The sequence below is a fragment of the Pantoea sp. CTOTU49201 genome, from assembly GCF_032054795.1.
GTDB lineage: Bacteria > Pseudomonadota > Gammaproteobacteria > Enterobacterales > Enterobacteriaceae > Pantoea > Pantoea symbiotica.
Genome location: NZ_DAMBSA010000031.1, coordinates 2,338 through 20,273 on the forward strand (window position 1 = coordinate 2,338; position 17,936 = coordinate 20,273).

The 17,936-nt window shown below is 58.2% G+C and carries 17 protein-coding genes and 1 pseudogene; 10 read left to right on the top strand and 8 right to left on the bottom strand.

Translation table 11 applies throughout. The annotated features are described in order from the left end of the window. From RTY00_RS04045 to RTY00_RS04070, 6 genes and pseudogenes are all read left to right on the top strand, one after another. Positions 1 to 387, top strand: a pseudogene (locus tag RTY00_RS04045) (MFS transporter); the annotation flags it as partial. 1 nt (position 388) lies between these two features. After that, positions 389 to 2,134, top strand: coding sequence for a dihydroxyacetone kinase family protein (locus RTY00_RS04050; RefSeq protein ID WP_312663488.1), 1,746 nt, complete (start codon positions 389 to 391; stop codon positions 2,132 to 2,134). Between the two features lie 3 nt (positions 2,135 to 2,137). Beyond that, positions 2,138 to 2,914 (top strand): triose-phosphate isomerase family protein, encoded by a 777-nt coding sequence (locus tag RTY00_RS04055; protein ID WP_312663489.1) that lies wholly within the window; start codon positions 2,138 to 2,140, stop codon positions 2,912 to 2,914. After that, on the top strand, positions 2,911 to 3,720 hold the full coding sequence (locus tag RTY00_RS04060) for a sugar phosphate isomerase/epimerase family protein (protein WP_258145084.1): 810 nt from the start codon (positions 2,911 to 2,913) through the stop codon (positions 3,718 to 3,720). Before RTY00_RS04055 ends, RTY00_RS04060 begins: the two co-directional genes overlap by 4 nt. A gap of 4 nt (positions 3,721 to 3,724) precedes the next feature. After that, a complete protein-coding gene (locus tag RTY00_RS04065; RefSeq protein WP_179450960.1) occupies positions 3,725 to 4,582 on the top strand; it encodes a phosphogluconate dehydrogenase C-terminal domain-containing protein in 858 nt (285 codons plus the stop codon). A 194-nt stretch (positions 4,583 to 4,776) separates the two neighbouring features. Further along, on the top strand, positions 4,777 to 5,751 hold the full coding sequence (locus RTY00_RS04070; RefSeq protein WP_008104043.1) for a sugar-binding transcriptional regulator: 975 nt from the start codon (positions 4,777 to 4,779) through the stop codon (positions 5,749 to 5,751). On the opposite strand, the gene RTY00_RS04075 is transcribed toward RTY00_RS04070, so the two are convergent. Then, the gene (locus tag RTY00_RS04075; protein ID WP_312663490.1) at positions 5,752 to 6,333 is read right to left on the bottom strand and encodes a nuclear transport factor 2 family protein; all 582 of its coding nucleotides are present in this window, start codon (positions 6,331 to 6,333) and stop codon (positions 5,752 to 5,754) included. It abuts the gene before it with no gap. A 107-nt stretch (positions 6,334 to 6,440) separates the two neighbouring features. Here RTY00_RS04075 and RTY00_RS04080 point away from each other — a divergent pair, with 107 nt between their 5' ends. Continuing rightward, on the top strand, positions 6,441 to 7,337 hold the full coding sequence (locus RTY00_RS04080; RefSeq protein WP_312663492.1) for a LysR substrate-binding domain-containing protein: 897 nt from the start codon (positions 6,441 to 6,443) through the stop codon (positions 7,335 to 7,337). A gap of 110 nt (positions 7,338 to 7,447) precedes the next feature. After that, positions 7,448 to 9,055, top strand: a complete 1,608-nt coding sequence (locus RTY00_RS04085) for an ABC transporter ATP-binding protein (RefSeq protein WP_312663493.1) — start codon at positions 7,448 to 7,450, stop codon at positions 9,053 to 9,055. On the opposite strand, the gene RTY00_RS04090 is transcribed toward RTY00_RS04085, so the two are convergent. From RTY00_RS04090 to RTY00_RS04120, 7 genes are read right to left on the bottom strand one after another with little or no spacing between them, the layout of a single operon-like run. After that, positions 9,041 to 9,859: a rhodanese-like domain-containing protein gene (locus tag RTY00_RS04090; protein WP_312663494.1), complete on the bottom strand. Its 819-nt coding sequence runs from the start codon at positions 9,857 to 9,859 to the stop codon at positions 9,041 to 9,043. The genes RTY00_RS04085 and RTY00_RS04090 overlap by 15 nt on opposite strands. Next, positions 9,849 to 10,832 (bottom strand): ornithine cyclodeaminase, encoded by a 984-nt coding sequence (locus RTY00_RS04095; RefSeq protein WP_312663495.1) that lies wholly within the window; start codon positions 10,830 to 10,832, stop codon positions 9,849 to 9,851. The genes RTY00_RS04090 and RTY00_RS04095 overlap by 11 nt, the downstream gene beginning before the upstream one ends. After that, positions 10,832 to 11,830: a 1-aminocyclopropane-1-carboxylate deaminase/D-cysteine desulfhydrase gene (locus RTY00_RS04100; protein ID WP_154156084.1), complete on the bottom strand. Its 999-nt coding sequence runs from the start codon at positions 11,828 to 11,830 to the stop codon at positions 10,832 to 10,834. Before RTY00_RS04100 ends, RTY00_RS04095 begins: the two co-directional genes overlap by 1 nt. Beyond that, the gene (locus RTY00_RS04105; RefSeq protein WP_312663496.1) at positions 11,830 to 13,233 is read right to left on the bottom strand and encodes a M20/M25/M40 family metallo-hydrolase; all 1,404 of its coding nucleotides are present in this window, start codon (positions 13,231 to 13,233) and stop codon (positions 11,830 to 11,832) included. Before RTY00_RS04105 ends, RTY00_RS04100 begins: the two co-directional genes overlap by 1 nt. Beyond that, on the bottom strand, positions 13,230 to 14,144 hold the full coding sequence (locus RTY00_RS04110; RefSeq protein WP_008104058.1) for an ABC transporter permease: 915 nt from the start codon (positions 14,142 to 14,144) through the stop codon (positions 13,230 to 13,232). The genes RTY00_RS04105 and RTY00_RS04110 overlap by 4 nt, the downstream gene beginning before the upstream one ends. A gap of 1 nt (position 14,145) precedes the next feature. Then, positions 14,146 to 15,006, bottom strand: coding sequence for an ABC transporter permease (locus tag RTY00_RS04115; protein WP_312663497.1), 861 nt, complete (start codon positions 15,004 to 15,006; stop codon positions 14,146 to 14,148). Further along, positions 15,003 to 16,493: an ABC transporter substrate-binding protein gene (locus RTY00_RS04120; RefSeq protein WP_312663498.1), complete on the bottom strand. Its 1,491-nt coding sequence runs from the start codon at positions 16,491 to 16,493 to the stop codon at positions 15,003 to 15,005. Before RTY00_RS04120 ends, RTY00_RS04115 begins: the two co-directional genes overlap by 4 nt. Positions 16,494 to 16,661: 168 nt before the next feature. Between RTY00_RS04120 and RTY00_RS04125 the strand changes: the two genes are divergently transcribed. Together RTY00_RS04125 and RTY00_RS04130 are read left to right on the top strand one after the other, a co-directional pair. Next, positions 16,662 to 17,324 carry a GntR family transcriptional regulator gene (locus RTY00_RS04125; protein WP_154193382.1) on the top strand — a complete coding sequence of 221 codons (663 nt, stop codon included), beginning with the start codon at positions 16,662 to 16,664 and terminating at the stop codon, positions 17,322 to 17,324. 177 nt (positions 17,325 to 17,501) lie between these two features. Beyond that, on the top strand, positions 17,502 to 17,936 hold a 435-nt coding region (locus RTY00_RS04130), incomplete at its 3' end, for an ABC transporter ATP-binding protein (protein WP_312663499.1).

Genomic DNA, 17,936 nt, shown 5'->3' on the forward strand with positions numbered 1-17,936 from the left:
AAAACCTGGCACATCGCCATTCCGGCGCTGGCAGGCGGCATCAGCGTGCCGCTGGCGCTGTATATGGATTCGCCGTTCACCACCATCATGGTGATTGCGATTACTGCCAGCTCGATCTTCGCCGCGCTGCCGAACTTCTGGACCTTACCGACGCAATTCCTGACCGGTGCATCTGCCGCCGCAGCCATTGCCTTGATCAACACCTTAGGAAACGTAGCGGGCTTCTCTGCGGGCTACATCACCGGCGCACTGCATGACGCCACTAACAGCTACGCCTTGCCGATGTTTGTGGTAGGTGGATTCATGCTGCTGTCCGCGTTCCTCATGTTGTTACTTAATCGCCGTCGCTCGCCGTCTCAGCCGACCTCTTTAGCTCAGGAGCATTAATATGACGTACCTGTTTAACCAACCTTCAGCCTTTGCCGCTGAGCTTATCGAAGGCTTTGTCGCCGCCAACGCCGATAAAGTCCGTCAGGTCGCCGGAGGCGTGGTGCGCAGCACCCGCAGCCAGCCGAATACGGTGGCGGTGATTGTGGGCGGCGGGTCCGGTCACTATCCGGCGTTCGCCGGGTTGGTTGGACAAGGCCTGGCGCACGGCGCGGCGATGGGCAACTTATTCGCGTCGCCGTCGGCGCAGCAGATCTACAACGTGGCGCGTGCGGCCCATAACGGCGCGGGCGTATTGCTGATGTTCGGTAACTACGCTGGCGATGTGCTGCACTTCGGCCAGGCCTGCGAGCGTCTGCGCGCGGAAGGCATCGCTTGTGAAGTGCTGGCAGTAACCGACGATATCTCCAGCGCGGGTAAAGATGAGCTGGAGAAGCGTCGCGGTGTGGCAGGCGATCTCTGCGTGTTCAAAGCCGCCTGCGCCGCAGCTGAAGCGGGTCACGATTTATCACAGGTGTTGCAGCTGGCACAGCACGCGAATAACCGCACGCGTACATTTGGCGTGGCGTTTTCCGGTTGCAGCTTGCCAGGCGCTTCGCATCCGCTGTTCGAAGTGGAAAAAGGGCGCATGGCGCTGGGACTTGGCATTCACGGCGAGCCGGGGATCAAAGAGACCGACATGCCAAGCGCGGATGAGCTGGCCGAGATCTTTGTGGAGCGTTTGCTCAATGAATTGCCAGCCGATATCGCGCACGCCGAAGGTCAGCGCGTGGCGGTGATCCTCAACGGGCTGGGCTCGGTGAAATATGAAGAGCTGTTTGTCGTCTATCGTCGCGTCGCGCAACTGCTGGCGGCGGCTAAGCTGCAGGTGGTTGAGCCGGACGTCGGTGAGTTTGTCACCAGCTTCAATATGGCCGGTGCGTCACTGACGCTGATGTGGCTAGACGATCAGCTGGAAACCTTGTGGCGCGCGCCGACCAATACGCCTGCGTATCGTAAAGGCAGCGTATTGGTGGCCGAGCCGTTAAGCGCTGCTGAACTGGTTGAAAGCACGGAAGAAGCCTTGCCAGCAGCTACAGCCGAATCGCAAGAGAGCGCGAAACGCGTGCTGCAGCTGCTCGAAGCAGTGGCAGAAATGTTACAGCGTAACGCTGAGCGTCTTGGTGATATCGATGCGGTGGCCGGCGACGGCGATCACGGTATCGGCATGGAGCGCGGCGTGCTGGGCGCGGTTGAGAAGGCGCGTGAAGTTGCGGCGCGTGGTGCAGGTGCGGGCAGCTTGCTGTGCCGCGCGGCAGATGCCTGGGCCGATAAAGCCGGTGGCACGTCGGGCGCATTGTGGGGCGTGGCGCTTACCGCGTTGGGTACCGCGCTTGGCGATCGTCAGACGCCAGACGCGCAGCGCGTGGCAACCGGCGTACGTGAAGCGAAAGAAGGCATCATGCACTTTGGTAAAGCGCGCGTCGGCGATAAAACCATGGTTGATGTGCTGGTGCCGTTTAGCGACAGCCTCAACGAAGCGGTTAGCGCTGGCGCGTCGTTAACCGATGCCTGGCTTAAGGCGGCGCAGGTGGCCGATAAAGCCGCGCAGGACACCGCACAGCTGGTACCAAAAATGGGGCGCGCGCGTCCGCTGGCAGAAAAAAGTGTTGGCACGCCGGATGCCGGAGCGATTTCGCTGGCATTGATCGTCAATACCGTCGGCGATCTGCTAAAAGAACACAGTGCCTCTGAACAAGGAGCTTGAAGCATGTCTCAGCCAAAAATCTGGCTCGGCGTCAGTTTGAAAATGTACTTCGGCTACCAGCAAACCTTGCAATGGTGTCGCGACGTGGCGGCATTAGCCAACCATGCTGCGGTGAAAAACGGCGAAGTGGGCTTGTTTGTGTTACCGGCTTATCCGGCTATTCCCGCAGCTGCAGAGATCTTCGCTGACACACCAGTACGCTTCGGCGGCCAGGATGTTTGCCAGGCGGAGAACGGTGCCTGGACCGGCGAAGTCAGCGCCAGCATGTTGCAGGAGTTAGGCTGTTCGCTGGCCGAGATTGGTCACGCCGAGCGCCGTCGTCATTTCCACGAAGATAAAGTGCAAATCGCCGCCAAAGTGGCGATGTCACTGCGTCACGGTATCACGCCGGTGCTGTGCATCGGCGAAGAAGTGCAGGCAGAACCGCAGCAGGCGATCGCGCTGTGCCAGCAGCAGCTGGCCGAAGCGCTGGCCGACTCGGCGCAGCAGGGCTTAAAGGGCGAAGTGTTCTTTGCCTATGAACCTCAGTGGGCGATTGGTGCGCCGTACCCGGCACCGGACAGCTACATCCGCGCAGTGTGCGCCGGGTTGCAGCAGCTCGCCACGCCGCCCGGCATCACTCTCAAAATCATCTACGGCGGCAGCGCGGGTCCGGGACTGATTCAGCGCCTTGGCGCGGACGTCAATGGCCTGTTTCTGGGGCGCTTTGCCCACGATCCCAAAGCCTTGGCACAAATTATTGATGAAGCCAGCGAGCTGGCTCAGGAGCTCGGTTCATGAGCCGTATCGGACTCAGCACCTACGCCTTTTTCTGGCGCATGTCGTCGAAAGTACCTCATCCGCTGACTCTGGAGCAGATGCTGCAACAGACCGCCGATCTCGATGTGTCGGTGTTTCAAATCTGCGACTACCCGGCGATTGAGAGCTGGTCTGACGCACAACTGCTGGCGCTGCGTCAGCAGGCCGATGCGCTCGGCATCACGCTGGAGCTCGGCACGCGCGGCCTTGGTACCGAGCATCTGCGTCGTTATCTGCATATGGCGGAAATCCTCGATGCGCGCGTGATACGTTCGATGTTCTATACCGCCGATCACCGTCCTTCGCTCGACGAAGCTGCCGCGCTGATTGGCGCGGTGTTGCCGGATTTTGCCCGCCAGCAGGTGCGTCTCTGTCTGGAGACATACGAGCAGGTAAACAGCGGCGCGATGATGTCGGTGATCAACAAGTTCCTGTCGCCGTGGCTCGGCGTGTGTCTCGATCCCGCTAACTGTGTCGCCGGACTCGAATTGCCAGAGCAGGTGATTGCCAACACCGCCGCACGCGTCGGCAATCTGCACATCAAAGACTTTGCCTTCACGCGTCGTGATGGCTGGGTTGGCTTTACCTTTGCCGGTTGCCCGATGGGCGAAGGCTTGCTGGATTACGACCGGATGATCGCCAGTGTGCGCCCGGCGGATAAAGGCATTAACCAAATCGTCGAACATTGGTTGCCGTGGCAGGACGATGCCGCGCTGACCTGCGAGCGAGAAGCCGAATGGACTCGCCGCACCGTTGAATTCTTACGTAGTAAACAAGATCAGGAGTAACAACATGAGCGTGCAACTGAAAACCATCACCGTGATTGGCGCGGGCGGCAAAATGGGTATGCGTATTTCTGCCAACTTCCAGAAAAGCGATTACCAGGTGTTTTACTGTGAGAACTCACCTAAGGCGCAAGAGCAGGTAAGCGCGCAGGGGCGCGAACTCTCTGATGCGGCCTCCGTGGTGCCATTGAGCGACGTGGTGATTCTGGCGGTGCCGGATATTGTGCTGGGCAAAGTCTCTGAAGGCGTGGTGCCACAGATGAAAGCGGGCGCGATTCTGCTGACGCTGGACCCCGCAGCGGCCTACGCCAATCTGATCGCCCATCGCGATGGCATTGAATACGCGGTGGCGCATCCTTGCCATCCGTCGGTATTCCTTGAGCGTTACACCAAAGAAGAACATGCCGATGCCTTTGGCGGTATCGCGGCGATTCAGCACGTGGCGGCTTCCTATGAAACTGGTTCTGATGAGCAGAAAGCCGAGCTGAGCAAGGTGATCAGCGTGATGTACGGGCCGGTGGAGCAAGTGCATTGGGTAACCGTGACGCAGCTGGCGTATCTGGAACCCACGCTGGTGGAAACCGTGGCCTGCATGGTCGGCGCGTTCATGAAAGAAGCGCTGGACGAAACCGTGAAACACAGCGGCGTGCCGGAAGAAGCGGCCAAAGCGATGTTGTACGGCCATATTCAAATCGCGCTGGCCGTGGCGTTCCGCGCCACCAACCCGTTCTCGGATGCCTGCATGATCGCCATGGAATACGGCCGTGAGAAGATTGTGAAACCTGACTGGAAACAGATCTTCGATCAGAAAGAGCTGGATATCGTGATTGCCCGTATGCTGAAAATCGACGCCATCAAGCGCTAAGCGTGATGCTCGATCGACTCGCGGCGCTGTTGTCTGGCGAAGCGAGTCGTATCAATGATATAACTCCCTGCCAACGTCAGATCTCGCCCCATTTTGTAGGGTCGCCATTTATGGTGACCAGGTGCGCATGAATGCGCACCCTACATGGCGCGGTCACAACTTCTTCAAATAACACCCAAAAAGACAGGTTACGGATGGAAAAAAACACGCTTTCTCAGGACTCCGAGCTGCTGACGGAAATAGCTGTTGCCTATTATCAGGACGAAATCACCCAGGAGGAGATTGCGCGTAAGTTTGGTATTTCCCGCATTAAAGTCGGTCGACTGCTCAAACGCGCACGCGAAGAAGGCATCGTCGAAATCAACGTGCGTTACCATCCCGTCTTCAGCACCCGCCTCGAACAACAGCTGCAAAATCGCTTCCCACAACTGCAACGTGCGCTGATAGCGCTCGATCAGCCCGATCAGGAAGAGCAGCGACGTCAGGTTGCCGCGCTGGTGTCGTCACATTTAGCACAGTCGCTGAAAGACGACGCCATTGTCGCCGTTGGGCAAGGGCGCAACGTTGCCGCTGTCGCCGATTATCCCGGCCAGGTGCCGACGCGTAACTGCCTGTTCATCAGCGGCATTGGCGGCACGCATCGTCCAGGCGATGCCATCAACGCTGACCATATCAGCCGTCGTCTGGCGAAGAAGTTTGGCGGCATCAGCGAAACGCTGTATGCGCCCGCCTATGTTGAGAACCGCGCGCTACGCGATGCCTTTATGCAAAACGGCACCATCAAAGAGACGCTGGACCGCGCGCGTAAAGCGGATGTGGCGCTGGTGGGTATCGGCGACATGAATGAAAACAGCTATATGGTGAAGCTCGGCTGGTTCACGCCGCACGAAATCATCGACGCCAGCGTTAATCAGGGCGTGACGGGCGATGTCGCCGGCTATGATTTCTTTAATTCACAAGGCCAACATGTAGATACCGTGATGAACGATCGCGTGATTGGACTGAGCATCGATGAGCTGCGCAAAATTCCCTGCGTGATCGCCATTGCCGCAGAAAATACCAAAGCGATGGCGATCCTCGGGGCACTGCGCACTGGCGCGATCGATATCATCGCTACCACCGCGCAGAATATCCGCACCATTTTGAGTTTGTCGCAGGAAAAGGTTTAGTTAAACGGCCAACCACTGCTTAGCATCGCGTTTGATGTTTTGCTCCAGTTCACTGCCGCGCGTAGCAAAAACGCGCTGTAACGGGAAGCCGCTCTGCTCCAGCAAATACGCCAGCGTGGCGTATTCACGCGGATATTTCGCTACCACGGCGGGGTCTATTTCCACCAGACCCAGCGGGAAGGTAAAGGTCCCCATATCGTAAATACTTTGGCGACGCACCAGTCGCCACACGCCGTCGCGTTTTTCAGCCATGTCATAAAAGCGGTTGTGGCATTCACAGCCGACATTCAGTTGCACATTCTCCGCAATGATCATCGCATTGGTTTCAAGAATCGCTTTGTTGCCACTGGCGTTGAAGGTGATCGCTGGCGTCGCAATGAAGTGTTTGGTGCGAAGATCGGATTTCCCCATACGCATTGAACCTGTGACAAAGTCACTTGCCAGCCCTTCAAACCAGGTAATTTCTATCGTGCCATCGGCGTGGAACAGATCGCGTAATTGATCCCATTCGCCCAAATCGCGGTGCATCCAGCAATTCATAAGGTCATTGAGTTGTTGGCGATGCTTTAATTGGTTTTGCATGTTATTGCTCCTGTAAGTTGACGGCGTTCAGTTTGTGCGCTGATTACGCTAAACTCAAATAGATAGAAATTACTGATCAATCATTTTTAGTGATTAATGGGGCGAATATGGAATTGCGTCATCTACGCTACTTTTTAACTGTTGCTGAAGAGGGCCATTTTGGCCGCGCGGCGCAACGACTGAATATTGTGCAACCTGCGTTGAGTATGCAGATTAAAGCGCTGGAAGCTGAGCTAGGCGGCCCGCTATTTTTACGCACCAGTCGTCGCGTCGAACTCACCGAAGCGGGCCTGCTATTGCAAGCCGAGGCGAAACGGACGCTGGAGCAAGCTGAGCACACCCGTCATGTGGTCGAACGTTCAATGCGCGGTGAAATTGGTCGCGTACGCGTTGGCTTCGCTGGCAACGCCGTGTTTAGCGGCAGATTGATGCGCGACATACGCGCCTTTCATCACGCCTATCCGCAGGCAGAACTGGTGTGTCAGGAGATGGCGCCGCATCTGCAACATGAGGCGATTAACAACGGCATGCTCGATGTCGGTTATATGCCTGACTATCATCCAGAACCGACGTCTGCGCTGGCGTATGACTTAATTGGCGAGTGGCCACGCGTGGTGGTGATGTCCAGCGATCATCCGCTGGCGGCGAAGCCGCGCGTGACTATTGAGATGCTGGCGCATCAGCCACTGATTATGTACGCCACCCATGAAGGTCATTCTCATTTTGACGCCGCTTTAGACCGCCTGTTGGGTGACAGATTACATATCGCGCATCGTATCTCCAGCACGCTAAGCGTACTCGCGATGGCCGGTGCCGGACTGGGCATCGCGCTGGTGCCAGCACCGTTAACCCAAGTGGCGATCCCCGGCGTGGTATATCGAACGCTAGACGCAGTTGAGTTATCGGCGAATTTAATGATGGTCAGTCGTAAGGATGCGTGCAGCGGCGCGGTGTTGGCGTATCTTGCTACCGCGCGGGCAATATCTACTGAAGCAAATGTTTAACCATTTAAATCAGGCTTATTCCGCAACGCGCAGTGCCATAACCGAACGGTCTTGTTCGTGCTATGTTCAGGATATATCCTGTATTTTTCCTTGTTGAGAATCCCTGCCAGATGACTAACGCGCGCTTGCTCTCGGTTGAAAACCTCTCGCTGCATACTCACGATCAGCGCTTGCTGGTGGATAACGTCTCTTTTGATCTTGATCGCAAGGAAATCCTGGCGTTAGTCGGCGAGTCGGGATCCGGCAAAACCTTAACGTCGCTGGCGCTGATGAGCTTGCTGCCTGCGGGCGTGCAGCAGAGTGGTGGCCGCGTGGTGTTTAATGGCGAACCGCTGGATGCGCGCACAACCCGGCAATTGCGCGGTTGTCGCATCGCGACGGTGTTTCAGGAACCAATGACCAGCATGAATCCCACGCTGCGTATTGGTGAGCAGATTGCCGAAGTGCTGGTGCGGCATCGTCAGTTCAGCTGGAAACAGGCGCAGCAGGAAGCGATAGCGCTGCTGGACCGCGTTGGCATCGTCAATCCCGCGCAGCGTGCGCGACAGTATATTCATCAGCTGTCGGGCGGCATGCGGCAGCGTGTGATGATCGCCAGCGCTATTAGCGGTCAACCGGAATTATTGATTGCGGATGAACCGACCACCGCGCTGGACGTCACCATTCAGGCGCAGATTCTGGCGCTGCTGCAGGAACTGCAACAAGAGATGGGCATGGGGATCTTATTGATCACCCACGATCTCTCGGTGGTGGCGCGCTACGCCGATCGCGTCTGCGTGATGCAGCAAGGGCAGCTGGTTGAACAGGGCGCGGTGCTGAGCACGCTCGGCGCGCCAACGCACCCTTACACACGCAAATTGATTGCCGCTTCAGCGACGCAAATCCCTGAGGCAATTGCGCCGGTTGAACAGCCGCCGCTGCTGGTGCTGCGTGACATCAGTAAAAGCTATCCGCTGCCGCGCCGCATGCCGCTGTGGCCCGCCAAACGGCAAACCGTTTTGCATCCGGCCAATCTGTCGATTGCGCAGGGCGAGATCGTCGGGCTGATTGGCGAATCCGGTTCAGGCAAAACCACCCTGGGCAGCGCGGCGATTGGCTTGATTACGGCAGATGGTGGCGAGGTACATTTTCAGGGGCAGCATTTGCAAGGGCGCCAGCTGAATACGTTACGTCGTCACGCACAGATCATTTTTCAGGACCCTTACGCCAGTTTGAATCCCAAAATTCCGGTCGGTGAGCAGATCGCCGAACCGCTGCGCGTCTGGCAACTGCGCAAAGGCGCGGCGGTGGATGAGCGGGTTAAAGAGCTGCTGGCATTGGTAGGATTGAAGGCCGAACATGCCGGACGTCTGCCGGGCGCGTTTTCCGGTGGTCAGCGTCAGCGAATTGCCATTGCGCGCGCGCTGGCGATGGAGCCGAAGTTGCTGGTGGCGGATGAAGCGGTGGCGGCACTGGATTTATCAGTGCGCGGGCAGATTCTGGCGCTGTTTAATGATTTACGCCACAAACTGGGATTATCGGTGCTGTTTATCAGCCACGACCTTAGCGCGGTGCGTCAGTTGTGCGATCGCGTGGTGGTGATGTATCACGGCAGGATTATGGAGTCTGGCGCGACCGCCAGCGTGATTAATCATCCGCAGGATAATTACACGCGCCAACTGCTCGCCGCTGCGCCGGACGTTCAGCAGGCGCTGGCGCTGCGATCAGCTGCCGTGTAACAGCGGCAGTTCGAGATGTTCAGCCCATTCGTGCCAGGAACCGACATACACCGAAACATGGGGATAGCCCGCCAGCTTCAACGCCGCCAACACCGTGGCGGCGCGGGCTCCGCGATGGCAATAAACCTGCAACTTTGCGTCTTTACTCAATCCAGCAGCCTCGGCGCGAGCGGCAATCTGCTGCGCTGATAAGAAATGGCCGTTGGCTACAACGTCTTCCCAAAACAGCAGCTGAGAGTGCGGAATCCGCCCAGCGCGCTGGCAGCAGGCATGCGCAAAGCTGCCGTCAAATTCGCTGAGGCGACGTGCATCCACGTTGACCACATTCACGCCATCTGCTGCTAATACCTGTTCACGGCTGCACACCAGCTCGCGACTCCACGCGGGTGCGTTTGCTGCGGGTGGATGCGCCACGGTGCGGCTTAATCCCAATCCCGGACTGAGTTCATAGCCTGCTGCAATCCACGCCTCCACGCCGCCATCCAGAATCAGCGCATCATCACGCTTCAGCAGCCAGGCGAACCAGGCCCCACGCGGCGAACGCATGCCAACCTGCTGTTCGAAAAACACCGGCGTGGCGTTGGGATAGGCGGTAAACATCGGTTGCAGCGCGGTGGCGGCTTCTGCAGCCATCACCGCTAAACCTGCCTCGCTGCAATCCTCAATAAAATAGTCGTAGACGTTACAGTGCTGCGCACCGGGCAAGGTGGCGCGTTGCCAGTCGGCGAACTCGCGCACGTCGATCAGCAGAAACGCTTCGCCTTTTGCCTGGCGCTGATGCAGTGAAAGCACATCAATGATCATGCAGAACTCCTGAAAACAGCGACTGCAACGAACCGAGTTCGTCGTGCTCGGCGGCCTGCAACACGCGGGCGGCGAGGGCGATATCAAACACGTTGAGGCCAAACGAGGAGAAGTAGACGCTGTCATCGGGCTGTGGACGCCAGTTATCCAGCAGCAGCGCGGCGAGATCGGCCGCCACATCCTGCTCACCAAATTCACCGGCGCGGAACATCTGGAACAGGCTTTTAGCGCTGCGCTGGGCAAAATCGCCCCACGCATCAACCACCACCTTGCTGCTGGCTTTGATGGCGGCGAAACTGACTTCGTGATAGCCGATTTGCACAATGATCCTGCCTGGCTGGACCGCTGCGGCATCAATAATCGGCTGGTCGGCGCTGGTGCAGGTCAGCACCGCGTCATAAGGCTGCGCCAGGGCGAGCGGCAAATCAGTTTCGATCTGCACTTCGCGCAACGCATTGAGTTTAAAAGGCGAGCGATTCCACACGCCAATCTGTTCCAGCTGCGGAAACAGCTGCTGCAACATGCGCAGATGCGCCTGAGCATGCAGACCAGCGCCAAGCAGCAGCACGCGTTTCACCGGACGCGGCGCGGCCAGCTGTAACGCCAGCGCACTCACCGCCGCGGTGCGTGCAGCGGTTAATGCGCCGCTGGCCAGCAAACCGCGCGGAATACCGCTCTGTGCATCGTTAATCAGGGTTAAGGCTAAGGCGGCGGGTAGCGCATCGGGTCGCTGTGGACGATGCGCCGTCCACTTTACGCCCGCAGCGTTGTAGGTGCCGCCAACGCGCGCCGGTAAGGCATAAGCTTTACCGAGCGGCGTACCGAGGTCGATGTGATTTTCAGCGGGCATTTGCGCCTCGCCGAGACGCATCAGGCGAATCACCGCTTTGACGTCTTCCAGCGCCAGAGCGACATCGCCGCCGCCTAATTGCGCGACGGTGGCTTCATCCAGTACACGCAATAACGCTTCCATTACTGCTCCAGCAGGCGATCGGCGAAGGGATAGAGCGCCGGAGAACCGCCACAATGCACAAAGGTAACGCGCGAACCCTGCGGAATGCGCCCTTGTTCGACCAGCGAGAACAGGCCGTGCATCGCTTTGCCGGTGTAGACCGGATCCAGCAGCACGCCTTCCAGCTGGGCGAGTTTGTAGATGGCGGCAATGCCGCCGTCCGATGGCACGCCGTACGCCTGACCGACATAACCATCTTCAATCCAGATATCCTCCGGCTGCCACTGCTGCGGCCATTGCAGCAGATCGGCACAATCCTGCGCCATGCCGGCTATGCGCGGCTGGAACCAGTCGGCTTTGGCGCTAACGCTCACACCAATCACCCTGGTATCGGGCCAATAGCGGCGCGTACCGACATGCAATCCCGCCAGCGTGCCGCCGGAACCGGTGGGCGCGACGATGAAATCGGGCGCGGGCGTCTGGCTGGGTGCCAGCTGCGCCGCAATCTCTTCCACTGCGCGTACATAACCCAATGCGCCGAGTGGCGTTGCGCCACCCAGCGGAATAATCATTGGGGTTTCACCTTGCGCGACAGCCGCATCAGCGTGCGCCTGCATCGCACCTTCAATCTGCGTGAAGTAGCCGTCGGGATCGAGGAACTGCACCTCGGCCCCGAACAGCTTGTCCAGCAGCAGATTACCTTGCCAGCTTGCGGGCGGATTGCCCCGCAGCACCAGCACCGGACGCATACCAAACTTGCGTGCGGCGGCGGCCACCATGCGGGCGTGGTTCGACTGATGCCCGCCGGTGGTGATCACCACATTCACGCCTGTTTTGCAGGCCTCCGCCATCAGATACTCCAGCTTGCGGACTTTGTTGCCGCCGCCGCCGAAGCCACTGTAGTCATCACGTTTGATCGTCAGCGTAATCCCAAGTGCCTCACTGAGCCGCGGCAGCGGCTCGTGAGGCGTGGGGAAGAAGCCGAGCGGAACGCGTTCAAACTCTTCAACTGATTTCATTATGTGTTACCTATATTTTTATGTACTGCGGTGTTTCCCTGGTGTGGCGCGACCCGGCCAATGGCCGAATCATTGAATGCGTTGAGCCATAAGCTCATGGATTGCTGGAAGCGTTCGAGTCCCGCCAGCGTGACAAACTCATTGACGGCGTGGGCGTTGCCGCCGTGGCCTAATCCGCCAATCAGAAAGGCGGGCGCGACGGCCGCGAAAGCGTAAGCGGGCGCACAGCCCGGCGCCCACGGCCAGATTTGCGGTGCCGCGCCTAGCGTTTGATAGCTGGCGATCAAAGCATCGACGCCGCTGGCGTTGCGGCTAAAGCGCACGCCGGGATAACGATCGAACAGTTGCAGTTCGCTGCCGGCTAAATCGGCTTGCGCCAGGCGCTGCTGCGCGGCTTCAATCATCGCGTCCTGATCGAAACCCGGCGGAATGCGAAACGCCAGTTCCGCGCTGGCACAGAACGGGATGACGCCACGTCCGCCCGGCGGATCGCTGTGCAGTTCAGCCAGCGTCAAGACCGCGCTGCCGAGCAGCGTTTGCAAGCAGCTCAGCGTGTCGCCTTCAATCATCAGGCGCTGGCTGCGACGGAACTTCAGTTCATCATCGATGCTGAATTCGGCGGCTAAGGTCGCCAATAACTGATTCGCCTCATCGTCCGTGGCGTGACACGCCAGTACGCCGCTGTGTTCTGCAGGTGCGATGGCATCTAATGCCTGCACTAAGCGCCACGCCGGATTGGCGATCCAACCGGCATTGCTGGCATGAATCGCGGAGGAAGGTCCGCCCCATGCGCCGCCGTTGACGCTGAGACGTCCGCTGGCCAATCCGGTAAAGCCGAGATAGACGCGCGGTGCGCCGCCACCGTATTCGCACAGTGATGGGAACAGCACCGCTTCAGCGGGCGCGATCGGGCAAGGCTGCTGCGCCAGATAACGCCGCAGTGCGCCGCTGCCGATTTCCTCTTCACCTTCGAGCAGGATTTCAATATTGAAATCGAGCTGATGGTTCTGCTGCAGTTCGCGCAGCAGGATTAGTAGGGCGGCGACCGGGCCTTTATTGTTCTCTGCGCCGCGTCCGACAAAGACCGCGCCAAATTCGTCCCAGTGACACACGCCACCGACAAACGGCGGCACATCCCAACCGGCATCATCCGCCGGCATCACGTCATACATGTTGTACAGCACCACGGTTTTGGCGCTGCCGTTATCAATGCGCACATGCACCAGCGGCGGAGAATTGTCGGTTTGCGCCGCCACCGGATAAATCACGCTGGCGTCGAGTTGCTCCACCATCCACTGTTCCAGCCAGGAAGCCAACCCGCGCTGCGAGGATAACTGACCGGCCACGCTCGGCCAGCGCGTCAGTTCACTCAGCAGTTCAAGCGTGGCATCAAGGCGACTCATAAACGAATCCTCGGGTTCAGCACCAGATAGAGCAGGTCGATCAGCAAATTGATCGCCACAAACACCACCGCAGCGAGCAACACAATCGCCTGCACCAGCGGGAAGTCGCGGTTTTGAATCGCCTGAATCGCCAGACGACCAATGCCCGGCCAGGCAAAAATAATCTCTGTTACCAATGCGCCGCCGAGCAGCGAGGCGAAATACATGCCTTGTACGGTGATCACCGGAATCAGCGCGTTACGTAAACCATGGCGTACTACAATGCGCCAGGCGCTCAGCCCTTTGGCGCGCGCGGTGCGGATATAATCCTGTTGCAGCACATCCAGCAGGCTGGCGCGCGTCAAGCGTGCTACGGCGCTCATGTAAAACGCACCAAGGCTGAGTGCGGGCATCACCAGCGCGGCGAAAGTGCCGTAACCGCTGGAAGGCAGCCACTGTAACTTCAGGCTAAACAGCAGAATCAGCAGCAGACCAAGCCAGAACACCGGAATCGCCTGACCAGAGAAGGCCAGCAGGCGGCACAGCAAATCCCAAATGCTATGGGGTCGCAGGGCGCTGATAATGCCCAGCAGCAGACCGAGCAGCGAGCTCCACGCCAGCGCACTCACCGCCAGCAGCGCTGTCGCGGGCAAGCGTTCGGCAATCAGCGCCAATACCGGCTGGCTGTAGCGCAGAGATTCACCAAAATCGCCGTGCAGCACGCCGCCAAGATAGTGGCTGTATTGCCACAGCAACGGACGATCAAAGCCCATGCTGTGACGGAACGTATCAATCTCCTGCTGGCTGGAACCGGGCGGCATCATCAGCGCCGCCGGATCGCCCGTCATGTGCAGGCTGAAGAAAATCAGCAGCGACACGCCAAGCAGCACTAGTACTGATTGGCCAAGGCGATTGAGCAGAATGTTCAGCATCTTAATCCAGCCTTGTGTGCGTGCGACGTAACAGCGCATCGCCGAGCAGGTTGCAGCCAATCACCAGCGCCGCAATCACCAGACCGGGATAGAGCACCAGCCATTGCGACAGCAGCATGTACGAGCGACCTTCGCCAATTAAGTTGCCCAGCGTCGGTGTGGGCGGCTGAATGCCCATGCCAAGAAATCCGACTGAGGCTTCGAGCACGATCAAACGTGGGATATCCAGCGTCAGCAGCACCACCAGCGGCGTCAGCAGATTGGGCAGGATATGCCGTAGCAGCACGCGCAGCGGCGAAAAGCCCATGGCGCGCACCGCCTGAATGTATTCCAGCTCACGAATTTCTAAGGTTTTGGCACGCGCCACGCGGGCATAAATCGCCCAACTGGTGCAGCCCATAATCACAATGATGTTGGTGAGTGATGCGCCCATCAGCGCAATCACCAGCAAAATCAATAGAATAAACGGTACCGCCAGCTGGATGTCGATCAGGCGCATGATCAGCGCATCAACCCAACCGCCGGCATAACCGGTAATCATGCCGAGCGCGACGCCAATCACCGCGCCAATCGCCGCCGCGACCAATACCACCAGCAGCGACAAGCGCGTGCCGGAGAGAATGCGCGCCAGCAGATCGCGGCCCAGTTGATCAGTGCCGAGCCAATGCGTGGCTTGCGCACCGGGCGAACCCGGCGGCAGGAACATCTCATTAAGGTTGTTACTTAAGGCATCGGGCAACGGCAGCCACGGAGAGAGCAGCGCCGCGGCAATCACCACGATCAGCAAAAGGCTGCCGATCACCGCATCGCCGTAAATCAGGCGGCGCGGACGGCGCTGCAGCACGGCGCCCGGTGAAATCATTTCAGCCTCAGATCAAACAGCGGGATGCGGGCATCGACGCGGCCTTTGAAGTTGAGCGAGGTGCTGTGTGCATACAAGGTGTCTTCACGATACAGCGGCAGCAGCGGCTGTTGTTCCGCGACGCGTTGCTGAATCTGCTCTAACACCTTTTTGCGTGCAACGGGATCAACAATCTGGCGGCTTTGATCGAGCAACTTATCCAGCTCAGCATCATGCACGGTGGAATAGGGCTCGCCGCTGCGCAGAATCGGGAACAGCGCGGCATCGGCATCCAGCGTTTGGGTTGAGCCCCACGCCAGCATATACATCGGAGCCTGTTTCTGTGATGCGACCTGCTGGGTGTAAACCGACCATTCCGGCACTTCCAGCTCGGCCTTCACGCCAATTGCGGCTAAATCCTGCACGATGGCTTGCGCTACATCGGCGCTGGCAATGTAGCGGCGCGGCGCCTGGAAGCGCAGGGTAAAGCCGTTAGCGTAACCGGCTTCGGCTAGCAGTGACTTGGCTTTCGCCACATCCTGCGCGGTAGCCGGAACCGCCAGATAACCGAAGTCATTCGCACCGGCCATGGTGCCGGTTGGCGTACCGAAACCGTGCAGCAGTTGTTGGGTATAAGCCTGACGATTCAACGCCAGCGAAAGCGCCTGACGGACGCGCACATCATTCAGCGGTTTCTCATCATCTTTAAGGCCAAGGTAAATCGTTAACCCGCCGCCTTTCACCTGTTCCAGCTCGACGTTGGGGCGATTTTTCAACGCGGGCACTAAATCGGCTGGCACGCTTTCAATTAGCTGCACTTCGCCGGTCAGCAGCGCGGTAAGGCGCGCGGTAGCTTCGGGAATTGGACGCCAGGTAACGCGATCAATCGCCGGTTTGCCACGCCAGTAAGTTTCATTGGCGACCATCACCACTTTTTCGTCCGGGATAAAGCTGTCCAGCTTGTAAGCGCCGCTGCCCACGGGCTTGCGTGCAAACTCGCTGGCACCGACTTTCTTCACGTACGCGGGTGGCACAATGTAAGCCGGATAGCGGCTCATGCGCGTCGGCAGCAGAGGATCCGGGCCGTTGGTGTGGATCTGCACCTGATAATCGTTGATCACGTCCACCGATTTGATGGTGCGGATATAGGAAATCGTCGGCGCGTGATTGGCGGGGTCTAAAATACGATCGATGGAGAATTTCACCGCTTCGGCGTTCACCGGCTCGCCATCGGTAAATTTCACGCCCTGGCGCAGGGTAAATTGCCAGGTGGTTTCGTTAATCGCTTTCCACTCAGTGGCTAAGCCCGGCTGCAATGACATGTCATCGGCACGGCGCACTAAGGTATCGAAGATGTTATCTACCAGCGTGGCAGATTCTTTAAGAAAGCCGGGATCCATCGCCGTGGCAGACGTGGGTTGGCCAATGGTCAGTTCTGCCGCCTGTACAGCAGGCATCAGAGCAAATAGCAACGCGGTAGTGACAAACTTCACTGCAGGTAGTCTCATAACGTTTTCCAAAAATTGCCAGGGCAAGGTAGTGAAAAGAGTGGCTGCGGCCAGAATCAAGACTGTGCTTATTTGTAATACATGATATATCCTATAATCTGGCTGGTTGGCAATAAAACATTAAAAATAACTTACCATTTGCGGATTTCGGTAAAGGGCTCACAAAAAATGATCGAAATGGATAAAGCGCAGCGCATGAGTTTGACCGCGCAGGTGGAATCGTCACTGCGCAGCGCGCTGATTGTCGGCAAGTTAAAACCTGGCGCACGGCTGGTGACGCGCGATCTGGCGGCGCAATTGGGTACCAGCATCACGCCGGTGCGTGAAGCCTTATTGCGTCTGGTTTCTGCCGGCGCGCTGGATGCTACGCCCGCCGCCGCCTTTTTGGTGCCGGAAATGTCACTGCAGCGCTTCGAGGAAATCACGCTAATTCGTAAGCAGCTTGAAGGTTTAGCGGTGAGGACGGCGACGCCCTTTGTGGGAAAAAAACAGCTTTCCGAGCTGAAAAAACTCTGCGTCAGCTTTATGCAGGCCAAGTTAAGCGGCGATGCAGCCTTGGCGCTCGAAGCCAATCGCGCGTTTCGTTTTACGCTGTATGGCTATGCGCAAATGCCCACGCTTGAAGCGCTGATTGAACAGCTTTGGGTGCAGATCGGTCCGTGCTTTAACTATCTCTATCCGCAACCGGCCGAGGTGGTGAATGGGCATCATAATTATGATCATCTGCTGGAAGCGTTGCAGGCGGGTGATGGCGTTACCAGTGAAAAGATTTTGATGAAAGCGATTGATGATGGGGCGGCGATTCTGAAGCAGCATTATTTTGATCAGTGATTCATGTTAGAAGGTCGTCATAAATGACGACCCTACGAAATACGGGTGGGTTCCCGTAGGGTCGCCATTTATGGTGACCGCCGATGTCTCCTTTAACCGCCCGGTCACTGCAGTGACATAAATCCTTCATTTCCTTCCGCTAGCTTACCGCCATTCTGATTTCTGGATTGCGGATGCATGAGCCACCTTTCGCTTCATCACATCACTAAAGCCTGGGGCGAGAAAATCGCCCTGGACGACATCAGCTTCGACGCGGCAGAAGGCTCGTTTGTCGCGCTGCTCGGTCCATCGGGCTGCGGTAAATCGACGCTGCTACGCACCATTGCCGGCCTGGAAACGGCCGATCGCGGGGCGATCCACTTTAAACACGCCGATATCACCCATCTGCCGCCGTCGCAGCGCAAGCTGTCGATGGTGTTTCAGTCCTACGCGCTGTTTCCCCATCTCAACGTGCGAGAAAACCTGTTGTTTGGTTTGAAAGCGCGCGGTGAGGAGAAGCTGTCGTTTGCTGCACGCCTCGATAACGTCAGTAAGCTGATGGAACTGGATAAGCTGCTGGATCGTCTGCCGTCGCAGCTCTCCGGCGGACAGCAGCAGCGCGTGGCGCTGGGC